At 31.6% G+C, this 17,465-nt stretch carries 15 protein-coding genes; 12 read left to right on the forward strand and 3 right to left on the reverse strand.

Translation table 11 applies throughout. The features are described 5' to 3' along the window. Positions 1–16: 16 nt before the first annotated feature. Positions 17–730, reverse strand: coding sequence for a Crp/Fnr family transcriptional regulator (locus GYM73_RS08525; RefSeq protein WP_255448154.1), 714 nt, complete (start codon positions 728–730; stop codon positions 17–19). An 85-nt stretch (positions 731–815) separates the two neighbouring features. Here GYM73_RS08525 and GYM73_RS08530 point away from each other — a divergent pair, with 85 nt between their 5' ends. The 9 genes from GYM73_RS08530 to GYM73_RS08570 all read left to right on the forward strand — a co-directional run bounded on the left by GYM73_RS08530 (position 816) and on the right by GYM73_RS08570 (position 11,391). Then, positions 816–3,200: a heavy metal translocating P-type ATPase metal-binding domain-containing protein gene (locus GYM73_RS08530; RefSeq protein ID WP_220233574.1), complete on the forward strand. Its 2,385-nt coding sequence runs from the start codon at positions 816–818 to the stop codon at positions 3,198–3,200. Between the two features lie 143 nt (positions 3,201–3,343). Next, positions 3,344–3,526, forward strand: a complete 183-nt coding sequence (gene ccoS, locus GYM73_RS08535) for a cbb3-type cytochrome oxidase assembly protein CcoS (protein ID WP_105296782.1) — start codon at positions 3,344–3,346, stop codon at positions 3,524–3,526. A gap of 21 nt (positions 3,527–3,547) precedes the next feature. Further along, complete coding sequence (gene ccoN / locus GYM73_RS08540; RefSeq protein WP_166004686.1) at positions 3,548–5,779, forward strand: cytochrome-c oxidase, cbb3-type subunit I; 2,232 nt, start codon at positions 3,548–3,550, stop codon at positions 5,777–5,779. Positions 5,780–5,988: 209 nt separating this feature from the next. After that, complete coding sequence (locus GYM73_RS08545; protein ID WP_220233575.1) at positions 5,989–6,993, forward strand: cbb3-type cytochrome c oxidase N-terminal domain-containing protein; 1,005 nt, start codon at positions 5,989–5,991, stop codon at positions 6,991–6,993. A gap of 159 nt (positions 6,994–7,152) precedes the next feature. Next, positions 7,153–8,613, forward strand: coding sequence for a cytochrome c oxidase accessory protein CcoG (gene ccoG / locus GYM73_RS08550; RefSeq protein ID WP_220233576.1), 1,461 nt, complete (start codon positions 7,153–7,155; stop codon positions 8,611–8,613). A gap of 2 nt (positions 8,614–8,615) precedes the next feature. Then, a complete protein-coding gene (locus GYM73_RS08555; protein WP_220233577.1) occupies positions 8,616–9,077 on the forward strand; it encodes a FixH family protein in 462 nt (153 codons plus the stop codon). Further along, positions 9,068–9,799: a sulfite exporter TauE/SafE family protein gene (locus GYM73_RS08560; protein ID WP_160541696.1), complete on the forward strand. Its 732-nt coding sequence runs from the start codon at positions 9,068–9,070 to the stop codon at positions 9,797–9,799. The genes GYM73_RS08555 and GYM73_RS08560 overlap by 10 nt, the downstream gene beginning before the upstream one ends. Before the next feature lie 65 nt (positions 9,800–9,864). Then, complete coding sequence (locus GYM73_RS08565) at positions 9,865–10,611, forward strand: ABC transporter permease (RefSeq protein WP_166004694.1); 747 nt, start codon at positions 9,865–9,867, stop codon at positions 10,609–10,611. Positions 10,612–10,614: 3 nt separating this feature from the next. After that, positions 10,615–11,391 carry an ABC transporter ATP-binding protein gene (locus tag GYM73_RS08570; protein WP_105296789.1) on the forward strand — a complete coding sequence of 259 codons (777 nt, stop codon included), beginning with the start codon at positions 10,615–10,617 and terminating at the stop codon, positions 11,389–11,391. A gap of 14 nt (positions 11,392–11,405) precedes the next feature. Here GYM73_RS08570 and GYM73_RS08575 read toward each other — a convergent pair whose 3' ends face one another. After that, positions 11,406–12,503 (reverse strand): mannose-1-phosphate guanylyltransferase, encoded by a 1,098-nt coding sequence (locus tag GYM73_RS08575; protein WP_160541695.1) that lies wholly within the window; start codon positions 12,501–12,503, stop codon positions 11,406–11,408. Next, a complete protein-coding gene (locus GYM73_RS08580) occupies positions 12,500–13,114 on the reverse strand; it encodes a SprT-like domain-containing protein (RefSeq protein ID WP_220233578.1) in 615 nt (204 codons plus the stop codon). The genes GYM73_RS08575 and GYM73_RS08580 overlap by 4 nt, the downstream gene beginning before the upstream one ends. 168 nt (positions 13,115–13,282) lie before the next feature. Here GYM73_RS08580 and GYM73_RS08585 point away from each other — a divergent pair, with 168 nt between their 5' ends. Genes GYM73_RS08585 through GYM73_RS08595 form a run of 3 tightly spaced genes read left to right on the forward strand, consistent with a single transcriptional unit; the run spans position 13,283 to position 17,414 of the window. Beyond that, a complete protein-coding gene (locus tag GYM73_RS08585; RefSeq protein WP_160541693.1) occupies positions 13,283–14,512 on the forward strand; it encodes a regulatory iron-sulfur-containing complex subunit RicT in 1,230 nt (409 codons plus the stop codon). Between the two features lie 19 nt (positions 14,513–14,531). Beyond that, positions 14,532–14,984: a gliding motility lipoprotein GldH gene (locus GYM73_RS08590; RefSeq protein WP_160541692.1), complete on the forward strand. Its 453-nt coding sequence runs from the start codon at positions 14,532–14,534 to the stop codon at positions 14,982–14,984. Between the two features lie 21 nt (positions 14,985–15,005). Beyond that, a complete protein-coding gene (locus GYM73_RS08595; protein ID WP_220233579.1) occupies positions 15,006–17,414 on the forward strand; it encodes a penicillin-binding protein 1A in 2,409 nt (802 codons plus the stop codon). Positions 17,415–17,465: the final 51 nt, after the last annotated feature.

Genomic DNA, 17,465 nt, shown 5'->3' on the forward strand with positions numbered 1-17,465 from the left:
TTAAAATTTATAATTTTTATGACATAACATGCCCTAGTCGGGATAATTTTTGATGATTAAGAATTTTTATTCTTCGTCCCTCCACTTCTATAAGCTCATCATTTTTAAATTCAGAAATTAATCGTATCGCACTTTCTGTTGCTGTACCGATTAAATTTGCCATTTCTTCACGAGTAAGAGTAATTTTAATGAAGCCTTCATGATCAACATCAAGTTTTTTCTCTAAAAGAAGTAAAACGGCAGCCAATCTTTCTCTCACCGTATTTTGAGCTAACCAAGTGATGGTTTTTCCTGCTTCTCCTAAGTCTTGGGATATTTTTTTTAATACATCAAAAGAAACTCTGGAACTTATTTCTAACAGTCGATGAAAAATAATTTCAGGGATATATACTGCAGTAATATCTTCTAGAACGGTACAAGAAGCACTAAAACTTTCTCCCCCTAATAAAGAACGGTATCCTACAATTTCTCCTTTTTTTACTAAACGCAGTATTTGATCTTTACCATTATATCCTTTTCTGTTAATTTTACCCGTACCGCTTATAACTCCAAATATTCCGGTAGGTTTATAACCTTCATGTATTATTTCTTGACCTCTTTCAAAACGAATCTCCTTCATTTCTTTATCCAATATGCTATGTTCTTCTTTTGTAAATTGGCTTAAAACATCTTTATTTTTTAATTCTGATATTATTAAATCTACTGAATTTTTAGGCATGATATTACTCATATTTTTAATAATTTACGGACAAAAATAATACTTTAATTTTAAATAAAAGGATATAACTTTGCAGGTTTAGTGATAGTACAAATATATGAGTGAGCATTGTTATCATTGCGGACAGATCATTGAGGACACTCCGATTGATTTTGATAATAAATTATTTTGCTGTAACGGATGTAAATCTGTATACGAAATTTTAAATCAAAATAAATTGGAAAATTACTATAGTTTAAACTCCAAAGCCGGAATAAAACCTGAAAAGGGGCAAAATTATTTTGAATTTTTAGACACCCCTCAAATCTTTGATAAAATTATTGATTATTCGGAAGGGGGATTAACTCTTATAACTTTTAAAATACCCGTTATTCATTGCAGTGCTTGTATTTGGTTATTGGAAAGTTTAAAAAATATTAATACTAATATTACATATTCTACTGTTAATTTTTCTTCTAAAACGGTACAAATTGCCTACAAAAATGAATTCTATAAATTAAGTGAATTAGCTAATTTTCTAACAGATTTAGGCTATAAGCCGGTCATTAATTTTGAAACTACTGAAAAAAAACCTGAAAAAGTAGATCACACCCTACTTGTAAAAATAGGTATAGCCGGATTTGCTTTCGGAAATATTATGCTTTTTGCCTTTCCGGAATTTCTCGAAACTGAAAAAGACCCTTGGCTTCAACAATACAGTTATTTTTTCAGAATTCTTATGTTTCTTTTCTCATTACCCGTAGTTTTTTATTGCGCTTCAGATTATTATAAATCTGCATGGGGAGCTCTAAAACACGGAATATTAAATATTGATTTGCCCATTGTTATCGGTATATTTGCCTTATTTTTCCGTAGTTGTTTTGAAGCGTATACGGGAATGAGCAACGGTTATTTCGATTCTCTAAGCGGACTTTTATTTTTTATGCTTTTAGGTAAGTATTTTCAGCAAAGAACTTATAAAACTTTAGCTTTTGATAGAGATTACAAATCCTTTTATCCCATAGCCGTAACTAAAATTACTTCCAATAAAACTCATGAAAATGTTCTGATCTCAAATTTAAAAATTGGTGACAGAATACTAATACGCAATCAAGAAATTATTCCTGCCGATTCTATTCTTATTCATGGAGATGCTTTTATTGATAACAGCTTTATTACCGGAGAATCCAAACTAATAGAAAAGAAGACAGGAGAAAAAATATTTGCCGGAGGAAAACAATCCGGCACTACTATAGAACTCGAGATCATTAAAGAAGTTAATCAAAGCTATCTTACCCGGCTATGGAATAATGAAGCATTTAAAAAAGATACTTCAACTATTGATTCAATAACCAATAACATAAGTAAATATTTTGTGATTGTCATACTAATCATCACAATTGTAAGCGGATTATACTGGTATTTCATTGAAAAAAACACTTCGCAAATGTATCAAGTAATCACGGCTATATTGATTGTTGCCTGTCCTTGTGCATTAGCTCTTTCCGCACCTTTTACCATTGGAAATATCATGAGAATTTTCGGTAAAGAAAAATTTTACGTAAAAGATGCTATCACAGTTGAAAAACTGGCAAAAATAGACCATATAGTTTTTGATAAAACCGGCACTTTGACGATTAATAAAGTCAACAAAATCAGTTATGAAGGAGAAAAACTTACTGTTGAAGAGTTAAAAAACTTAAAAGCTATACTTCAAAATTCCAATCACCCTTTAAGCAGATCACTTTATGAATCTATTTCCATGCCTATTGATCATATACCTATTAAGGACTACGAAGAAATAATAGGTAAAGGAATAAAAGGGTTCATTAAGGGTATAGAATACAAAATAGGCTCATGCGACTTTGTAGGAAATAAAAAAAATATTAATTCTGAAACTTCTGTTTATATTTCCATCAATGGTATATACAAAGGGTTATATAAAATTAAAAACCAATACAGAAAAGATTTAAAAGAAATTATCAGATCACTTAACCATTATAAAATATCATTATTAAGTGGAGATAATAATTCCGAAAAGCATAATTTAGAAAAAATATTTTCCACAGACACGGTTATTAAATTTAATCAGTCTCCTCAAGATAAGCTCGATTACATTAAAAATTTACAAGATCAAGGGCATATAGTTTTAATGCTTGGCGACGGACTCAATGATGCAGGAGCCTTAAAACAATCTAATGTGGGTATTGCCATTTCAGATGATATAAACAGTTTCACTCCTTCGTCTGATGCCATATTAGATGGAAACAATTTTGCTTATCTACCTAAATATTTAAAATTATCAAAAAAAGCCTTAGTTATAGTTTCCATTTGTTTCATTATTAGTTTTTGCTATAATATAATCGGATTAAGTTTTGCAGTTTCTAACAGGCTTTCCCCCTTAGTAGCAGCCATACTTATGCCTGTAAGTTCCATTTCAGTAGTACTATTCACTACCGTGGTAAGTAAAGTTATTGGATATGAAACATTTAAAAAAAGATAAGGTAATTTCTTTATTAGAAAACACATCAAATAACCTAAAATATACCTCAATTTAGAAATATTCTAAATTAAAGATGCAATGTAAAAATATGTTACAAATCATTATCATTCATATCAAATAAAATGTATTTTTGTTCAGTCAGTATGGAAATATTATATTTAATGATATTATGCAGTGTTTCATTAGCTGTTATATTTTTGATCCTTTTTATCTATGGAATCAAGAAAGGACAATTTGATGATGATGAATCACCTGCGGTAAGAATTTTATTTGATTCCAATGATGGCAATTCAAAAGAATCCAAAAACGATAAGAAAGAAAAATAATAAAGTAACTACATAACACCAATGGAAACACAAAAATTTTCATATGATAATAAAATTACAAAAGCGTTTGCCTATGCCACTATACTTTGGGGTATTGTTGGTTTCATAGTCGGACTTACTGTAGCCTCATTATTATTCATACCGACATTACCTGAATTTTTCTTTGGTACTGAAGGAGCCGATTTAGCCAGATCTCAAGGCTTTTTGGGATATGGAAGATTGAGAATGCTTCACACCAGTGCCGTTATTTATGCGTTTGTAGGTAATGGATTTTTTACAGGGTTTTATTATGCTACCCAGCGATTATTAAAATCTCGAACCAATGATCTGTTAAGTTGGATTCATTTTTGGGGATGGCAATTAATTATCGTTTCTGTAGTAATTACCTTCTTAATGGGAATCAATACATCCAAAGAATATGCAGAGCATGAATGGCCGATTGATATTATGGTAGCCATTATCTGGATATTATTCGGATTGAACATGTTTATTACCATTGCTAAAAGAAGAATCAGTCATATGTATGTTGCCATTTGGTTTTTTATAGCTACTTGGGGTGGAATTACCTTGTTGTGGGTATTTAATAACTTGGCAATCCCATTAGATTCAAATATTTTACGAGCAAAAAGTTACTCTATATATTCAGGAGTTCAAGATGCCATGGTGCAATGGTGGTTCGGCCACAATGCAGTAGCATTCTTCTTGACTACTCCTATCTTAGGATTAATGTATTATTATTTACCTAAAGCTGCCAATAGACCGGTTTTTTCTTACAAATTATCTATTATACACTTTTGGTCCTTAATATTTGTCTACATGTGGGCCGGTCCTCACCACTTATTATATACCTCTTTACCTGCATGGGCACAAATGCTGGGAACCGCATTTTCCATCATGCTAATAGCGCCTTCTTGGGGAGGTATGCTTAACGGGTTATTAACCTTACGAGGTGCATGGGACAAAGTACGAGAAGATCCTATTCTTAAAATGTTTGTTGTGGCAGTAACTTGCTATGGTATGGCAACTTTTGAAGGTCCTTTATTAGCTACTAAAACATTAAACAAAATCGGACATTTTACCGATTGGGTTATAGGACACGTGCATTTAGGAGCTTTAGGATGGAACGGTTTCATCATTTTTGGAGTTATTTATTATATCATCCCAAGAATATATAAAACTAATCTATATTCTGTAAAATTAGCCAACTGGCATTTTTGGTTAGGAACTATGGGAATCATCTTATATGTTATCCCTATGTACATGAGTGGTTTTACTCAAGGCTTAATGTGGAAACAATTTAATCCGGATGGAACTCTTGTTACAAAGAATTTCCTTGAAACCGTTACATCGCTAAGATATTTCTTTATATTTAGATTTATAGGAGGGGTACTTTATCTTTCAGGAGCCATATTATTAGTTATAAACATTATTGCAACTGTTAGAAAAGGTACATTTATAGCTAACGAAGAGGCAGAAGCTCCTGCTTTACATGTTTCTCCGGCAAAAGGCCCGAATGAAAAAACGCATTCCTGGTTAGAAAGAATGCCTCTATTCTTCTCTGTTTTAGCAATAATTGCTTTGGCAGTTGGTGGAGCCGTGGAAATTTTACCAACCATATTCGTTAAATCCAATATACCTCAAATAACAAGTGTAAAACCCTATACCCCTTTAGAATTGGAAGGACGAGACTTATACATCCGTGAGGGTTGTAATGCCTGTCATTCCCAAATGATACGTCCTTTTAGAGATGAAGTAGTTCGATATGGAGAATATTCTAAAGCAGGAGAATACGTATACGATAGACCTTTCCTTTGGGGATCTAAAAGAACCGGACCTGATTTACACAGAGAAGGAGGAAAAAATCCGGATTCATGGCATTTTACTCACTTATTCGACCCTAGAGAAACTTCTCCCGGATCCATTATGCCTAGATATCCGTGGTTAATTTATAACGAATTAAATGTCTCCAAAACTAAAGAAAAGTTAGAATTAATGAAAAATTGGTTCAATGTTCCTTACGAACAAAAGGATATTGACAATTATAAATCAAATATGGAGGCTCAAGCAAAAGAAATTGCAGCCAGTATATTTACAGACAGACCCGACTATAAGGCCGGTTTTGATGCCTCTGCAAAGGCTGAGGGTGCTAACTTTGTTCCATTGGAAAAAAGGGAAATTGTAGCTATAATTGCTTATTTACAAAGACTTGGTGTTGATATCAAAAAAACACAGGTAGAAACGGCAAATAATTAGAAAAATGCTCAAATTTTATAATAAAATAATTGCAGGAGTAGATAATGCCATAATTTATCAAAGCTTAGCTCTTCTGCTTTTTGTCTTATTTTTTCTTGGAGTAACTTTTATGGTAATGAACAAACCAAAAAATTACTATAACGATATGAGCAATCTACCCTTGGAGGATAATGAAAAAAGAACTAATAATATAAATACTAAATGATCATATGAAACCTAGAACACCCTTTGTCATAAATGCTATCTTATCGGTATTTTTAATTACCGGTGCATTTTACATGTTCTTGCAAAACTTTGATTTCATCACAAATCCTATATTTTTAGCCACTATTGCCATTTCATTTGTGTTATTACTTATTAACAATTCTTTAAATGCTTTAATAGATGCTGAAAAATTTAAGTTACTTTCTGACAGTGAAAAAAAGGACTATTTAGAACTTTTAAAAACCCCTTATTTAACTCGACTTTGGAGAGACGCATTCAAAGAAAGTAAAGCAGAAGAAACCGGTGAGATTAAATTAATAGATCATGGGTATGACAATATAAAAGAATTGGATAATCAATTGCCTAGATGGTATATAGGTTTATTTGCCGTAACTATCACTTACGGTGTTGTGTATCTTTTTTCCTATGCATTTACAAGTTTTGCGCATCCGGATGTTGAATATGAAGAAGAATATAAAACTCAGATGGCTGAAATTGCCGAATATGAAAAGATAGCTCCTCAAGCTACTATAGAAACTGCTCAATTTAATCCGGATGCAGTAGCAGATGGAAAAGTAATTTATGAACAAATTTGTAAAACTTGTCATGGCGAGGGAGCTAAAGGTCTTTCCGGTCCTAACCAAACGGATGATTATTGGATTAATATTCAAGAAGAATACAATAACGCAAAAGAAGACTCTGAATTTAAAAATATTTTTTATACAGTATGGAACGGTAGTAAAAATAATCCTACCATGAGAGCGTTCGGAGCGACCGGAGAAATAAAAGGAAATGATATTGTTAAAGTGGCAAGTTACTTGTACCAACTTAATAAAAATTCTCCTAAAGATTCTGAAGGCCGTTCAGTAGATAAAACCGCCAAAGAACCTCAAGGTAATTTAGCCCCTTGGTCCAAAGCATATAAAGGGGGATCCGGTACAGCTGCAGCACCAACCGAAACCACTCCCCCGACTGCAACTACGCAAAACTCATCAAACTCAGAGAAGTAAAATAAAAATTATATAAAAGTCTGTTTAGTTTCAATTGGAGATTAACAGACTTTTGCTTTTTAAATATAATTTTACTCTTTTTTATAAATGTAGAATTTAATGAAATAAAGTATAATTATAGATATCAAACTTAATAATTAACTAAATAAACAAAACATCATGTCTCAGGAAACGGAGGATAAAAAAATTCCTGACCTTGAACAACAAAAGGAAGAATTCAGAGAGAATCTTGCTACTGCAGACGTATCAGGAGAAAGAAAATGGGTTTATGTCCGAAAGCCTCATGGCAAATTCACAAAATACAGAGATATAGTCAGTGCATTCCTTCTCATCATTTTGTTTATATTTCCATTTGTTAAAATCAATGGAAATCCTATTTTCCTATTTGATATATTAAACAGGCAATTCTACATATTCGGAGCTTATTTTTCCCCATCAGATTTTTATCTTTTTGGTATAGGTTTAGTGACAACCACGGTTTTTATTATTGTATTTACCGTGACATATGGGAGAATTTTTTGCGGTTGGATATGTCCACAAACTATATTTATGGAACATGTTTTCAGGAAAATTGAATTTCTTATCGATGGAGACAGAAATATGCAAATTCGCCTCGACAAACAAGAATGGAACGGTCAAAAAATCAAAAAGAGAATTTTAAAATGGTCCATCTTTTTAATTGTTTCTTTACTAATATGTGCTGTATTATTTTCCTACGTTTTAGGCACCGATGAAATACTAAAAATTTTTAAAGAAGGTATTTCAAAAAATGTCACCGTATGTATAGTATATATCATTTTTACCACTTTATTTTATTTTGTATTTGCTTGGTTCAGAGAACAAGCCTGTACTTTTGTTTGTCCATATGGCAGACTTCAAGGGGTACTAATTGATAAAGACACGATAAATATTGCTTATGATTTCGTGAGAGGAGAAGGTACTGCCGGGAGAGCAAGTTGGAGAAAAAATGAAGACAGAAAAGCTTTAGGTAAAGGAGATTGTATAGATTGTAAACAATGTGTTGAAGTTTGTCCAACGGGTATTGATATAAGAAACGGAAGTCAATTGGAGTGCGTGAACTGTACTGCTTGTATTGATGCTTGTGATATGGTAATGACCCGAATGAAAATGCCAACAGGTCTAATTAGGTACGCTTCGGAAAATATGATTGAAAAAAGAACGGATTTCAAATTTACTCCGAGACTAATTGCCTACACTATAGCTTTATTGGTTTTGACATCGGTTTGTATCTCATTATTGTTCATTAGATCAAGTGTGGAAACCAAATTTTTAAAAATTGTAGGTACTCAGTTTACTATAGAAGAACAATTAGTTGTTGATGAATATCAATTTATATTTTCTAATAAAACTACCGAAAAGAAAAAACTAAACGTAAAAATACTTAAACCCAATCATGCAAGTATAACTTTAGTAGGATATGGTACACAATTTATCATACAACCTAAACAAACTCTCAAAGGTACAGCCACTATTAAAATTCCTCAGTCTGATTTAATTAAAACCAAAGAAGAAGTAATTATTGGTATCTTTGACGAAAATGGTAAAAAAGTAGACGAGTATAAAACTAATTTTATTGGTCCGTCTAAAATCCGATTTTAATTATGAAATTTAAATTTACTTGGGGGCACGGGGTTATTTTAGCACTTGCCTGCTTTATTATATTTATTTGTACATTGATATTCACCATTGAATTTTCAAAGAATACTTTTGACCTAGTAACAGATAATTATTATGAAGAAGAAATAAATTATCAAAAAGAGATTGATGCTACCAACCATGCTGCTTTATTACAAGAAAAACCTAAAATTGAAATATTACCTGAATCCGGCATTAAAATAATCTTTCCAAAAGAATTTAATTATACTAATACCACCGGAAAATTTAAACTTTTCAGAGCCAATTCTCAAGCTTTAGATATTAACAATAAAGAACTTGATTTATCTCCTTCTAATACCATTTTAATACCGGCTAAAGTTTTAGTAAAAGGAAATTATACATTAAAATTATATTGGGAAAAAGAAAAAACTAACTATCAGATGGAAATACCGTTAATATGGAATTAGATATCGTTTACTTATATACAGCACTTAGTTTAGGATTATTGGGGGGATTTCATTGCATAGGAATGTGCGGCCCGATCGCTTTTTCCATCGGGTTGGATGCAACTAATAAATTTAAATTCTATACACAGAATATTTTATATCAATTGGGAAGAATAACCACTTATTCTTTATTAGGAGGCATTTTAGGAATTGTGGGTAAAAGCTTTAATATAGCCGGATATCAAAAATACATATCTATCTTTGCCGGTATTCTATTAATTCTCATGGTACTATTACCGGGAAAAACCACTGAAATAGGAGATAATTTCAGACCGATTAATAAGTTCATGATTAAAATTAAACTATTTTTAGGTAGATTTCTTCAAAGGAAAGACAATACTTCTCGATTTCTTACCGGAGTACTTAATGGATTTCTTCCTTGTGGAGCTGTTTATGTGGCTTTAACCTCTTCGATTGCTGCCGGTGGAATTATTCAAGGTATGCTATTTATGGCCGTTTTTGGATTAGGGACATTTCCTTTCATGTTCATAACAACATTAACCGGTAAATTTATTGGAGCTAAAGTTAGATTCAAGATTCTAAAAATATTTCCCTACTTTATAGTTTTAATAGGCATTTTATTCATACTAAGAGGGTTGGGTTTAGGTATTCATCTATTGTCACCCTCAGATAAAGCTTTAAAATTGGAACAAAGATCGCATGCGAAAAGTTGTTGCCATTAAAACGGTTTCCTTTAAAAATAATCTTTCTTTTTTTAAAAATAAAAAAATAGTAACTTCGCACCATTATGGGGATGATTTCGAATATTGGAGCATATTCTTTCTTAATGGCAAGGGTTTTTAAAAAACCCCAAAAAAGAAAAATTTTCAGAAAAAATTTACTTAGAGAAATAAATGATTTAGGAGTTAATTCCGTAGGTTTGGTTGCTTTCACCTCTTTTTTTGTGGGTGCAGTAGTTGCCATTCAAATGTATAATAATTTCAAGACATCCTCTTTCCCTATTCCTGATTATTATGTGGGATATGCAACCAAAGTGGTTCTTATACTGGAATTTTGCCCTACAATAATTAGTGTTGTATTAGCCGGAAAAGTGGGTTCTTTTATTGCATCGAGCATCGGTACTATGAGAGTAACCGAACAGATTGATGCTTTGGAAATTATGGGGGTAAACAGCCCATCGTATCTAATTCTTCCAAAAGTGGTTGCTTCTTTATTTTTTAATGTAATCTTAATCATGATTAGCCTATTGATGGGCATTCTGGGAGGTTATTTTGCGGGAAGTTTTTCAGGAAGCTGGGCCCCGGTAGATTATGTACAAGGACTACAAATGGCATCACCTGATTTCTTTATTTACTATTGTTTTATAAAAACTATCGTATTTGCCTTTATCATAGCAACAGTACCTTCTTATTATGGTTATACCGTAAAAGGTGGTTCATTGGAAGTTGGGCGTAATAGTACTTCAGCTGTTGTATGGACAACAGTCCTTATCATCATCACAAATTTAATGTTAACTCAACTTTTACTAGATTAAACAATGATTTCAGCAATAAACGTTACTAAATCATTTGATGGAGTAGAAGTCCTTAAAGGGATTACTACTACTTTTAAAAAAGGAAAAACAAATTTAATTATCGGACAAAGTGGTTCCGGAAAAACTGTTTTTCTTAAATGTCTTCTTGGCTTATTTGAACCTACTTCCGGACAAATTCTATACGAAAATACAGATGCATCCAAATTATCTGTATCTGAAAGGCAAAATTTACGAAGCGAAATAGGAACCGTTTTTCAAGGGAGTGCCCTGTTTGATTCCATGACGGTTGAACAAAATGTAAAGTTTCCTCTTGAAATGTTTGCAAATATATCTGAAAAAGATATGAGGGAACGGGTAGATCAAGTATTAGAACGTGTAAATCTAACAAATGCGCGTAAGAAATTTCCATCTGAAATTTCCGGAGGAATGCAAAAAAGAGTAGCTATTGCACGTGCTATTGTTAATAATCCAAAATATTTATTTTGCGATGAGCCAAATTCAGGTTTAGACCCTCAGACTTCTCAAATAATAGATAAACTTATTCATGAAATAACCCGTGAATACGACACAACTACTATTATAAATACGCATGATATGAATTCTGTTCTTGAAATAGGTGAAAATATAGTTTACCTAAAAAACGGTGTTAAAGAATGGGAAGGAGATAAAAACTCTATCGTAACTTCTGATAATCAAGCTTTATTAGATTTCGTATTCTCTTCAAAAATATTCAAAATGGCTCGTGAAGCCATGCTATATCATCAAAATAATAAAAAGTAAGAAACGAAGAAATATTATTCTTTTGAAGATTTCTTACTTTCTTCCAATTTTTTAATATTTTCTAAATAATCCTTAATTTTTTGGTCATTATTTCGGGGACATACTAATAGTGCTTCTGAAGTATCCACTATTATAAAATCCGTTAGTCCATCAATAATATATATTTTATTCGATAGGTCTGTTTTTATAATGGTATTACTGGTATCGTATGTATAAATATTGTTACCGTGTACTGCATTCCCTTCTTCGTTTTTATTAAAGTTCTCATATAATGCACTCCATGTACCTAAATCACTCCAACCAAAAGTAGAAGGAATTACCCAAACATTATCAGATTTCTCTAAAATGCCATAATCAATTGAAATTTTTTCAATTTTAGAATAAATTTTTTCTACAGCCTCCGGTTCTTTATCTGTATTATATTCAGGGATTATAGATTCAAAAGATCGATACATATCCGGAAGATATTTTTGATAAGAACTTAGAATACTTCGGCTTGACCAGATAAAAATGCCTGAATTCCATAAAAAATTCTTACTTTTTAAGAACTCTTTAGCCGTTTCAAGATTCGGTTTTTCTTTAAAGGATTTCACTTGGTAAAGTCCCTCTTTGCCTTCTTTAACGTACTCAATATATCCATATCCGGTGTCAGGTCTTGTAGGAGCAATCCCTAAAGTTACCAATATATTATCTTGACTAGCATGTTTTAAAGCGTTTAATACATTAGTAACAAATTGATTTTCATTGATAATTAAGTGGTCTGAAGGAGCAACGATAATACTTGCATCCGGATTTAATTTATGGATTTTTTCTGCCATATAAATGTTACAGGCAGCTGTATTCATCATTTTGGGTTCACCAATAATTTGGTTTTTTGAAATATCGGGTAATTGACTCAATGTAAGATCAACGTATTCTTGGTTGGTGATAACAAAAATATTTTCTTTTAAGATAATCTTACTTAATCTTTCAAATGTTTGCTGAATTAACGTTTTCCCTGTACCTAAAATATCATGAAACTGCTTTGGGAATTTTGTGGTACTTATTGGCCAAAAACGACTACCTATACCCCCGGCCATAATTACACAATAATAATTCTTATTCTTTGTCATAAAACATTTATTTCAGTAACCGGAGCATTCTCCGCAATCAAATATCTTTTACCTGTATTTTTTTCAATGCAAATATAGCGAGTTTTTGATTTCTTTAATTTATAAAAAAATTTATTATTAATTTTAAATAAAGCATTTACATGTAAATCTTTCAATAACAACGCATTCGGATCTTGCTTTCTTATAAAATATTCAGATAATTTTTTATCTGCATAAAAACTTGCTTTGGGATTCTGCATAAAAACTTTCAATATCACTTTTAATTCTTCTTCATATACATCAATACTTTCAGAAATCATTTCAGAAAATGTTTTTTTCCACTCTTTACCATGAGGTTGAATTCTTCTGGAATACAAATCAAAAGCTCTTAAATGCGCTATTTCATGGGTTAAAGTTAAAAAACATAATGATTTTAACATACCCGAATTTACTGTTATTATATGAGGATTACCTTCTTGTGGAACTCTATAATCTCCTAATTTAGTTGATCGTGGTTTTTTTATAACCAAATGAAACCAATATGGTTCCAGCCATTTTTCAATAAAAGCTATTGCTTCCTTAGGGATATGAGGATTTAATTTTGAATAATCTACTTTTTTAGAAGTTTCCACTATATTTTTAAATATTTCTGTAAATTTTCTTCAAAAGTAAGCCTTTTATATTAAATAATGGAATATAACGACTAGATACCTTTCTCAAGAAAGGTAATTGTAAAAAATATTTTTAAGACTTATAACTTTAAAAATATCTATCTTTGTGAATTAGATTAATATCAAAATATGGAAACATGCAGTTCTTGTAGTTCGGGAGAACTACCTAAAGGATGTAAAAATAATGGAGCTTGTGGAACTGGAAATTGCAACAGTAAACTTTCTGTATTCAATTGGTTATCCGACATACACCCCCCTACTCAAAAAAATCAACCCCAATATATTGAAGTACGATTTAAAGACGATAGAAAAGATTTTTACCTAAATGATTCTCATTTACCCCTATCAATTGGCGACATAGTTGCTGTGGAAGCTAATTCAGGACATGATGTAGGGATTGTATCTTTAACCGGAGAATTAGTCAAAATCCAAATGAGGAAAAAAAAGGCTAAAATTGATGAATTGTTTAAAGTTTATAGGAAAGCATCTCAAAAAGATATTGAAATTTGGCAAAACTATAAAAACAAAGAGCACTCGGTTATGCTTGATGCGAGACAAATTGCCAGGAGTTTGGGACTTCAAATGAAAATTTGTGATGTAGAATTCCAAGGGGATGGGTCAAAAGTTACCTTATATTATACGGCAGAAGGCAGAGTAGATTTTAGACAGTTGATAAAGGAATATGCTATGTCCTTTCGCTCAAAAATTGATATGCGGCAAATTGGTTACAGGCAGGAAAGTGCCAAAGTGGGAGGAATTGGATCCTGTGGGCGAGAGTTATGTTGCTCTACTTGGCTGACAGATTTCAGATCAGTTAATACTGCGGCGGCAAGATATCAACAATTATCCATCAATCCGCAAAAATTAGCCGGACAATGTGGCAAATTGAAATGTTGTCTTAATTTTGAGTTAGACACCTATGTGGATGCCTTAGCTGATTTTCCTTCCAGCCAAACTGTATTAGAAACTGAAAAGGGAAAAGCATATTGCATTAAAGTGGATGTATTTAGAAATCAAATGTGGTTTACATATACTGATAATTCTATTTCTTGGTATCCTGTAAATATTTATGAGGTTAAAAAATTAGTTGAACTTAATAAAAAAGGTGTAACTATTAAACCATTAGATGAACTTCAGGAAAAAGAAGATTTAAAAGTTGATTTAATTGAAGAAAATAATTTGAATCGATTTGAAAAAAAATCGAAATCAAATACTAAACGGAAATCCAAAAATAAAAATCAACAGCGAACCAATTCAAAAAATACAACTGAAAAGCCTAAACCAAAAGCTAAAACTAATACTAACGTTCAATCAAATTCTAATCAACCCAAAAAAAGAACTCCTAAAAAACCTAAATAATTTTTTAGAACAATTTTAAATGAAAAAATTTCTTTTTATATCTCTTTGCTCAATGCTTCTTTTCATAAATTGTAATCATAAGTATGAATACTCACAAATGAAAAGCATCAATAATTCTTGGAGTAAAAAAGATACTTTAAATTTTAATTTTACCATTAAAAATGCTTCCGACAAAAAAAATATAAACTTTATAGTAAGGAATAATGAGGATTATCAGTTTAGTAATCTCTATTTATTTATTAAATTAAAAGAAGGAAAAAAAGTTATTAGTACCGATACGTTAAATTATATATTAGCTGATAAAACAGGAAAATGGCTTGGTTCGGGCATGGGATCCATTAAAGAAATTTATTTTCAATATAAAAAAGATTTCTCATTTACTAAAAACGGGGACTATACTCTTTCCGTTGTTCAAGGAATGAGGAAAGACACTTTAAAAGGCATTGTAGACTTTGGAGTAACTATTGAATAAACTTACCATAGAATATATATTATGGCATTAACAAATAAAAATAAGAATAAGACCAATACTATAAATAAAATAAATAAATCTAATTCCACTAAAAAATTTATAAGAAAATTTTTTATATGGTTTTGGGGATTATTTTTTGCCGGAATTTTATCATTTGCTTTACTTTTTTTATTAACAATTTATGGCTTTTTTGGAGAAATGCCCAATGTTAGAGATTTGGAAAATCCGGATATATTTGTTGCCTCTGAAATTATATCTGCAGATGGTGTTGTAATTCAAAAGTTTGAAAAAGAAAAAAGAATCCCGGTAGAATATCAAGATTTACCTCCCTACCTTATTTATGCTTTAATGTCTAAAGAAGACGAACGTTTTCCTTACCATTCAGGGGTTGATAAAAAAGCTTTATTCAGGGCTGTTTTTTATGGTGGAAAAAGAGGGGGTGGTAGTACTATAACCCAACAGTTAGCTAAACTTCTTTTTACGCAAAAAGATGATGACGAGGGTAACTTTTCTTACAAAGGGGTATCGCAAAATAAATTTCAACGAGCTTTCCAAAAAATAAAGGAAATTATAATCGCGGTTCAACTCGAAAAATTATATACTAAAGATGAAATCTTAACTCTTTATTTAAATAAATTCGATTTTTTATTTAATGCTAATGGTATTGCAACCGCATCCAAGGTATATTTTAACAAAAATGTTAAAGATTTGGATCTATCACAAAGTGCCACATTGGTAGCTATGTTAGAAAATCCGGTGGTAAACAATCCTAAAATTAATCCTGAAAATGCTAAAAAAAGAAGAAATGTTGTTTTAGGCTTGATGAAGGACCAAGGTTACATTACTGAAGCAGAATTCAATTCGATTAAAGAAACTCCTATTGAGCTTAACTACAGACCGGTAAAAGAAATTGGCGAAGGATATTCCGCTTATTTTAAACATGCATTAAAAAAAGAAGTTAATGCTGTTTTAAATGATTATGAAAACCAAACAGGAAAAAAATATAATCTTTATAAAGACGGACTAAAAATATATGTAACTCTAGATTCTAGAATGCAAAAATATGCTGAAGAAGCAATTGAAAAGCATTTAAAAAATCTACAAAAATCTTTTTTCAGAGAGCAAAAACAAAGGAAATATGCTCCTTTTTACACTTATCCGGGAGATCCCAAAATTGATTTTTTATACAATAAACTCATGACAGATGCCATGAAAAGAACCGGAAGGTATAAAAACCTGAAAAATAAGGGATTATCTGATGAGGAAATTGTTGCGGAATTTAAAAAACCAATCAACTTACAAATCTTCACATGGAAAGGCGATAAAGATACTTTACTATCTCCTTGGGATTCTATAAGATATCATAAACATATTATACAAGCAGGGCTAATGGCAATGGAGCCTCATTCGGGAAATATAAAAGCATGGGTTGGAGGAATCAATTGGAAACATTTTCAATACGACCATGTTAAACAAGCACGTAGACAGGTTGGATCCACGTTCAAACCTTTTGTATATGCCACAGCCATTAAAAACCTTAATTACACCCCTTGTACACAAGTTTCAAATGCAACTTATACCAAAGGTAAATGGACTGTTGCCGGTAACGGCGCTTCTATGCCTTTAAAAACAGCACTTGCCTATTCCAAAAATGCGGTAACAGCAAGGTTAATTGATGCTACCGGATATGATGCAGTTATAAAAATGGCCAGAGATTTAGGAGTTGAAAGTCCTATCCCCAGAAACAATACTATTGCCTTAGGATCTGCAGACTTAACCATTTATGAAATGGTTGGAGCCTATAGCACTTTTGCAAATTTTGGAAATTACACTAAACCTGAGATGGTTTGGCGTATTGAAGACAGCAACAATAAAGTAATCAAGGAATATCAACCACAGGTAAGAGAAGTTATGAATGAAATATACGCTTACACTATGATTGAATTAATGAAAGGGGTAATTGACCAAGGTACAGGCCGAAGAGTCAGGAGTATGGGCATTGATGCTGAAATTGCAGGTAAAACAGGAACGACCAATAAAAATGCCGATGGATGGTTTATAGGAATTGCTCCTAAATTAGCTACCGGCATATGGGTTGGATGGGAAGACAGATATGCGCATTTTGAATCAACTTCCATTGGTCAAGGAGCAAGTATGGCTTTACCTATTTGGGCCTATTTTATGCAAAAAATATATGCTGATCCTAAATTGGAAATAACCCAAAAAGATAAATTTGCCAGACCGGAAACTATGAATGACAATTTTAGTTGTGATGATTTGGCTTCATACGGTGCTTACGACGGAAGTTATTCTTCAGATGAGAACGGAGGGTATTATAATAATTCATCGAACGAAAACCATGGTTCTAATAAAACGGAAAATATAAATCGAGATACCAGAAAAAAAGATACGGTGAATTTTGATAAATAAATAATAAAAAAGTTAATTCACTCTTTATTTTACATTAAAAATAAGTTGATA

Origin of the sequence: Apibacter sp. ESL0432 (assembly GCF_019469225.1) — a bacterium.
Classification (GTDB): Bacteria; Bacteroidota; Bacteroidia; order Flavobacteriales; family Weeksellaceae; genus Apibacter.

Coding starts and splice junctions, on each gene's coding strand:
- GYM73_RS08525 (WP_255448154.1), bottom strand. CDS start 730: ATGAGTAATATCATGCCTAAAAATTCAGTAGATTTAATAATATCAGAA.
- GYM73_RS08530 (WP_220233574.1), top strand. CDS start 816: ATGAGTGAGCATTGTTATCATTGCGGACAGATCATTGAGGACACTCCG.
- ccoS (WP_105296782.1), top strand. CDS start 3,344: ATGGAAATATTATATTTAATGATATTATGCAGTGTTTCATTAGCTGTT.
- ccoN (WP_166004686.1), top strand. CDS start 3,548: ATGGAAACACAAAAATTTTCATATGATAATAAAATTACAAAAGCGTTT.
- GYM73_RS08545 (WP_220233575.1), top strand. CDS start 5,989: ATGAAACCTAGAACACCCTTTGTCATAAATGCTATCTTATCGGTATTT.
- ccoG (WP_220233576.1), top strand. CDS start 7,153: ATGTCTCAGGAAACGGAGGATAAAAAAATTCCTGACCTTGAACAACAA.
- GYM73_RS08555 (WP_220233577.1), top strand. CDS start 8,616: ATGAAATTTAAATTTACTTGGGGGCACGGGGTTATTTTAGCACTTGCC.
- GYM73_RS08560 (WP_160541696.1), top strand. CDS start 9,068: ATGGAATTAGATATCGTTTACTTATATACAGCACTTAGTTTAGGATTA.
- GYM73_RS08565 (WP_166004694.1), top strand. CDS start 9,865: ATGGGGATGATTTCGAATATTGGAGCATATTCTTTCTTAATGGCAAGG.
- GYM73_RS08570 (WP_105296789.1), top strand. CDS start 10,615: ATGATTTCAGCAATAAACGTTACTAAATCATTTGATGGAGTAGAAGTC.
- GYM73_RS08575 (WP_160541695.1), bottom strand. CDS start 12,503: ATGACAAAGAATAAGAATTATTATTGTGTAATTATGGCCGGGGGTATA.
- GYM73_RS08585 (WP_160541693.1), top strand. CDS start 13,283: ATGGAAACATGCAGTTCTTGTAGTTCGGGAGAACTACCTAAAGGATGT.
- GYM73_RS08590 (WP_160541692.1), top strand. CDS start 14,532: ATGAAAAAATTTCTTTTTATATCTCTTTGCTCAATGCTTCTTTTCATA.
- GYM73_RS08595 (WP_220233579.1), top strand. CDS start 15,006: ATGGCATTAACAAATAAAAATAAGAATAAGACCAATACTATAAATAAA.